This window comes from Nonlabens dokdonensis, from assembly GCF_002162835.1.
Classification (GTDB): Bacteria; Bacteroidota; Bacteroidia; order Flavobacteriales; family Flavobacteriaceae; genus Nonlabens; species Nonlabens dokdonensis_B.
On the sequence record NZ_MAAX01000137.1, the window covers coordinates 1 to 5,724 of the forward strand.

At 32.9% G+C, this 5,724-nt stretch carries 7 protein-coding genes; 3 read left to right on the plus strand and 4 right to left on the minus strand.

The genetic code is table 11. From position 1 onward, the window contains the following. The coding region (locus A9Q93_RS09235) for a hypothetical protein (protein WP_303687111.1) at positions 1-547 on the plus strand (547 nt) is incomplete at its 5' end. Between the two features lie 200 nt (positions 548-747). On the opposite strand, the gene A9Q93_RS09240 is transcribed toward A9Q93_RS09235, so the two are convergent. Then, complete coding sequence (locus A9Q93_RS09240; RefSeq protein WP_303687112.1) at positions 748-1,014, minus strand: integrase core domain-containing protein; 267 nt, start codon at positions 1,012-1,014, stop codon at positions 748-750. 352 nt (positions 1,015-1,366) lie between these two features. Beyond that, on the minus strand, positions 1,367-1,954 hold the full coding sequence (locus A9Q93_RS09245; protein WP_303687113.1) for a DUF6642 family protein: 588 nt from the start codon (positions 1,952-1,954) through the stop codon (positions 1,367-1,369). A gap of 324 nt (positions 1,955-2,278) precedes the next feature. On the opposite strand from A9Q93_RS09245, the gene A9Q93_RS09250 reads away from it, so the two are divergent. Both A9Q93_RS09250 and A9Q93_RS09255 read left to right on the plus strand, forming a co-directional pair. After that, on the plus strand, positions 2,279-3,307 hold the full coding sequence (locus A9Q93_RS09250; protein WP_303687114.1) for a DUF4198 domain-containing protein: 1,029 nt from the start codon (positions 2,279-2,281) through the stop codon (positions 3,305-3,307). 1 nt (position 3,308) lies between these two features. Beyond that, positions 3,309-3,989 carry a HupE/UreJ family protein gene (locus A9Q93_RS09255; RefSeq protein ID WP_303687115.1) on the plus strand — a complete coding sequence of 227 codons (681 nt, stop codon included), beginning with the start codon at positions 3,309-3,311 and terminating at the stop codon, positions 3,987-3,989. Positions 3,990-4,066: 77 nt separating this feature from the next. Here the strand turns inward: A9Q93_RS09255 and A9Q93_RS09260 are convergent, their stop codons facing one another. Together A9Q93_RS09260 and A9Q93_RS09265 are read right to left on the minus strand one after the other, a co-directional pair. After that, positions 4,067-4,537, minus strand: coding sequence for a hypothetical protein (locus A9Q93_RS09260; protein ID WP_303687117.1), 471 nt, complete (start codon positions 4,535-4,537; stop codon positions 4,067-4,069). Positions 4,538-4,640: 103 nt separating this feature from the next. Continuing rightward, on the minus strand, positions 4,641-5,724 hold a 1,084-nt coding region (locus A9Q93_RS09265; protein WP_303687118.1), incomplete at its 5' end, for a heparan-alpha-glucosaminide N-acetyltransferase domain-containing protein.

Below are 5,724 nucleotides of genomic sequence, written 5' to 3' on the forward strand. Positions count from 1 at the left end.
TAATGGTTATGTAAGAAAAGAAGGAACTTTGCTCAACGATTCTATACTTATAGGTAGATGGAAATTGTATAAAGACAGGCAGCTACAAGAAATTATCGAATTTAAAAATATTAGAAATAAGTCTTATTTAAACCAAAACTGGATATTTGATAAAAAAGGTGATACTATCGGAGGGAATTATTTTTACAAAAAGTATGAAGACACTGTAGTGTTGGGGCAAAAAAATAGAATTCATCTTTACTTTAACGATTATTCAATTTCTGAAAAAAGTAATTCGTATCTATTAGTGCCTAAGTATGGATATAATTTAGATCCAAAATTTACAAATGAGAATCGAATTCCCTTAGATACTATTAAGAATTTATCAGATAAGAATATGGACGTGTTAGAGTTGAATGGATTGGAAAATGATATTATTTTGGATATATATTCAAAAGAAACAGGGAAAAAGAACTTTAGAGCTATTCTAATTAACCACATAGTACAAACGAAAGAAGTTTTAAAGGATAGGAAGTTTTATATTGAATTTAATTATTTTGTTCAATAACTCCCAATGCAACCTTTAAGGGTATTTTAAAACGTCATATTCTTGTGCAGCCATGCAACCTACGAGGCTATTTTGAAATAGAGTGTTCCTTATAAGGGATTGTATTGAAATAGAACTAGTAATTATTTAGATAGTATTTGAAAGTGTAAAAGGGAAGTCATAAACGGCTTTCCTTTTATACGTTTTAAGGAATTATTTCTTTAGTGATATAAAGTACAGGCATTTTTCCTATTGGTAAGTATTCTTAGTTGTTTTTGTTCTTTAAAATCTCTGGTGTATTGAGATAAATCTATAGAAAGTCCGTTAAAAGTTTCAAGAGGAGTATTGCCACCTAGATTCATTTGAGGTCTTAGCTCGTTATAGATTATAACTGTTTGATTTAGGTATTTTGTGAGTTGTTCTCTTGAAGTGATTTCTTGATGAAAAAGGAATTGGTGTTTAATTACTTTGTTCAATGCTTCTATCATGGAATTAGAGAAAACAACACCCCACGTCGCGCACGTTTGTAACGCGTTCGTTAAAGCTTAGCATTTGTAATGCGAATAGAGTTCATAAAGAAAGGAAAGCTAGAAATAGCTTTCCTTTTTAAATGTTTCAAAAAAACATTGTGTGAGTATCATAGGTGAGTATCATTTTGATTATATTTACCTGAATTTTGAAATATAAACATTTGATGATGAGTAAAATAGGTAATGAAAAAATGAGTGGTCAAAACTTAGGATCTAGTGCTTCACGGCGTGCAGGTTCGATTCCTGTCATCCGCACAGAATGAAAGCCCTTCAGAAATGAAGGGCTTTTTTTATGATGGCTATTTTCTGTTTAATAGTACAGTCTAAAACCTAACGCATTACACAACTTGCTGTGTTTGTCATACATACGTTTTACTACTTCTATTAAATCATCATCTTCATAAAACAAACTAAAAAATACACGATCTATAGTAAACGCGCTGGACATACTATTTGTGGAGTAACCGTATCCAGAGACAGCTCTCGCACCAGTGACATCTAGAAAATATTGTGACTCTTCATCAGTAAGGTCTAATAATTTTTTGTTTGAAAAGTGAATGACTTTATTGTCTAATTTGCCTTCAAAAAGCTCTGCTATCTCACCTATACTGTAATAATAATTATTGATTAATATGTTATTTGCGTCTCCTGGAAGTACTAGATATATGATCTCATAATCCTTGAAATTGTGGTCGTCATAAAGCAAATTACTTATACTTTCTTCTAAGTCTTCCATGGTATCACAAGCTTTATAGATACTAGTAATATTTTGATTTAAAGCGATGTCTTCAAGGATTTTTACAACCTCTGTAGTTTCAATTACATCAGCGTCTGGTACTACTTCTAGGCAATAGATAAAATTTTCGACATCGGTTATAGGGATTTCTAGTTCACTCATCCAGCTGTTTTTGTATACATTTTTTGTTGGTTTGGACGTATTTGTATTTATTCATTACGAGAAATACAAGTATAAGACCTGTCGTCTTATTTTAAGTTGAATGAAGAAAAAAATACTAGGTTTTAGGTTAGGTGATAGCTGCTCTTCCGCTTTCGCGAAAGCGGAATCTCCATAAAGTCTTTACAAATTAAATCATCTCTTCATTATAATATAATCTTCTATTAAAGTAGGCTTTTATGTTATAATATTCCTAATTTGACAGTGGTATAGAAGACAAAAAGAGCATTTACCTCATATTTGTTAAATTGATTTTTACCAGATATTATGAATAAGAAAATACTTTTAGGTGCTGTTGCTATTCTTTTGCTATGCAGTCACGACATGTTCTTGAAATTAGATAACTACTTTCTGGAACCAGAAATGCCAGCTGTTATAGAATTAGTAAATGGGACTTTTGAAAACAGTGAAAATACCATTGATCGCAACAGAATGCTGGATGTGAGTCTGGTAGGAAATGGCCAGCGTACTGAGGTAGATTCTACACAATGGTTTGAAAAAGACTTGAGTACTTACTTAGATTTTACTACTGGAAAATCAGGAACTTGGATTGCTGGAGTTTCTACTGCGCCTAGAAACATAGCAATGGAAGCCGAGCGGTTTAACAACTATCTGGATCACGATGGAGTAGTAGACATGCTTCAATATCGTAAGGATAACAACGAGCTCGATCAGGATGCGGTAGAAAAATATTCTAAGCATGTGAAGACTATTTTTCAAGTGGGAAATGATAGGAGTGAAGACTGGAAAACAGTTTTGGGTTACCCTATTGAATTTGTACCCTTAGAAAATCCTTATGAGATCCATGCAGGTCATGATCTAGAAGTGCGTTTGCTGTTGAGAGGAAAACCTCTTAAAAATCAGCTGGTCCTTATAGGTAATAAAGAAGACCATCAACATGCTGAAAATGGAACACATTCTCATAATGGCGGTGAAGAGCATTCTCATGATGAAAATGAAGGAGAAGAACATTCTCACGATGACTTAAAAGAAGTACGTACAGATGAGAATGGGATCGTGAAATTTAACCTAGATTCTAGCGGAGTATGGTTTCTTAAAACCATTCATATGGAAAAGTCGACTATAGAAGGGTTAACCCATGAGTCCAATTGGGCAACACTTACGTTTCAAGTAGGATCTGGCGATCATAGCCATGATAATGCAAGCCACAGTCATGATACTGCAGAGCATGATCACCACGATCATGAAGAAGGTGGTATTCCTTCTTATGTGTTTTGGATCGGGAGTTTTGTTCTCGTAGGAATTCTTTTCTTTTTGTTTAATAGGAAAAAATAAGATGTTTAAGAATCCCAAACTTTTACTTTCACTTGGTTTATTTTTTATTCCTGTTGTTGTTTTTGCTCATGATGTAAGTTCAGGAGATCAAGAAATACTCAACAACGGCGGTTTGCTTTCTTATATATGGGTAGGAGCCAAACACATGGTTACTGGTTACGATCATTTGCTATTTCTTACTGGGGTCATTTTCTTTTTGAAGAGCATAAAGGATATTTTAAAGTTCATTACCGTATTTACCATAGGCCATAGTATTATGCTTATAGGAGCTACTTTTATGAAAATTCAGGTAAATGAAAATATCATAGATGCAATCATAGGTTTAAGTGTGCTGTATAAAGGTTTTGAGAACTTGAAAGGCTTTGAAAGGTGCTTTAATGTAAAAGCACCTAATTTGTTTTTAATGGTTTTATTATTCGGACTGATTCATGGAATGGGGCTTTCTACTAGATTACAATCTTTTGATATGGGAACAGATCAAGTTCTTTTAAAGATTTTAAGTTTTAATCTAGGAGTAGAGTTAGGGCAAATTACAGCTTTAATACCTATTGTTTTATTAATTAGATTATGGAAGAAAAAAAGCAGCTATCAAGCTTTTTATAAAGCCTGTAATATCTACTTAATCATTGCTGGAATATTACTCTTTTTATATCAAATGGCTGGCTATTATAATATTCTTTAACAAGTAGAAAACCCTGAATATTAAACATATAAAAACCGCTTTAAAAGCGGTTTTTAAATTGGGGAAAGAAAAAAAGTTTAGTTTCCGTTCATTTTATTTTTTAAATCTGCAGCAGCTTTATCAGCAGTGGCTTTAGTGTCTGCGGCTGTTTTATTAACAGCATCTCCAGCTTTATTCATACCGTCTTTCGCAGCGCTTTGAATGTTTTCGCCAGCTTCTTTCATAGCGTCCATTCCATCCTTTGCAGCTCCTTCTACGGCATTTGCTCCTTCTTTTGCACCATCTTTGATATTCTCAATGCCCTCGTTTGCAGCGTCTTTAATATCTTTTCCTGCTTCATTGATTGCTTCGCCAGCTTCTTTAGCGCCATCTTTGATGTTATCTATACCTTCATTTGCAGCATCTTTTAAATCGCCAGCAGCGTCGTTTATAGATTCACCAGCTTCTTCCATTCCAGCCTTAGCATCATTCATACCTTCTTCTACTTCTCTACAACTTGTAGTGAAAATTAATCCTAGAGCAAAAACTCCAACTAATAATTTATTCATGGTTAATTGTTTAATTAAGCTGCAAATTTATATTTATAGTCAACTAATCTGAAATATGTAGAATGTTAACATTTTAAATCGTTTAAATGCTCATATTTTAGGCTTAAATACTTTGGCTAGAGTTTATACGCTTGTCCCAAAACTTTCTTACTTGCTGATACACAAAATGATTTGTCTTAACTCTATAAAGTGATAATGCGCAAACCGTAGTTACAAATAATATTGCTCCTATTACTGCTTGATAAGGATTCAATGATTTACCTAGAACTTGATGTAATCCGATTCCTGAAATACTTCCATAAATTATAACAAAGTGAATAATGTATATGGATAATGTTTTCTGCCCTATTTTTAATATGAGCGATTGTTTTATATAGCGTTCTAACAGATAGAATAATCCTAGTAAAACGAGAACATTACCTAAACGTGTAAATAAGTAATTGTAATAAGCAACGTCTTTAAGTAATTGAAAATCGGTTTTTAAATAAATCCAATTAAAAAACCAGGACGATTTAAAAATAAGTGCGCTACCTATAACAGCTAGGCCAGACAGTAGTGCTAGTTTAAATCTAGGCTTTTCTAAAAATTCATAAAACAGAGTGGCAATAAATGCTCCATAAGCCGTATAACCAAACCATGGTATAATGGTGAAAACTGAGCCATTAGATTTAGTAAGATAATTAGCTAGAAATAACGGCGTGTCACTTAAGTCTAAAGAGCGATATAGAGGCTCGCATAAAAATACTATGGTCGCTAGTAAAAACATAATAATTGAGAATACTGCAGACTTTTTAAAGGTAGCTAAATAAATAAGTACCGTAATTAATAATGACAAGCCTATACACTGCAATACATCTACAATTAGAAAGTAATCTCTAAAAACTCCTTGAATCCAGTCAAAAACCGGCGCTCTCAATGTATAGCCTATAGCAATAAGCATTATACCTCTGGTAATTCCTTTTTTAATACGTTTATTACTAGTACCATTTTTCTTAGACCTCATTAACAGGTAAGTAAAAATAATACCAGAAATAGTAAAAAAAGTAGGAGCCGTAATACCTCTAAAATATTTCCATATTTGAAATATGATATTGCTCTCATCACGGTATTCTACTGCTAGTAAAGTGTCTACAAAATGTCCTTGTAGCATCATGATAATAGCAAATGCTCTTACAGCGTCAATAAAG

Coding starts and splice junctions, on each gene's coding strand:
- A9Q93_RS09240 (WP_303687112.1), bottom strand. CDS start 1,014: ATGATAGAAGCATTGAACAAAGTAATTAAACACCAATTCCTTTTTCAT.
- A9Q93_RS09245 (WP_303687113.1), bottom strand. CDS start 1,954: ATGAGTGAACTAGAAATCCCTATAACCGATGTCGAAAATTTTATCTAT.
- A9Q93_RS09250 (WP_303687114.1), top strand. CDS start 2,279: ATGAATAAGAAAATACTTTTAGGTGCTGTTGCTATTCTTTTGCTATGC.
- A9Q93_RS09255 (WP_303687115.1), top strand. CDS start 3,309: ATGTTTAAGAATCCCAAACTTTTACTTTCACTTGGTTTATTTTTTATT.
- A9Q93_RS09260 (WP_303687117.1), bottom strand. CDS start 4,537: ATGAATAAATTATTAGTTGGAGTTTTTGCTCTAGGATTAATTTTCACT.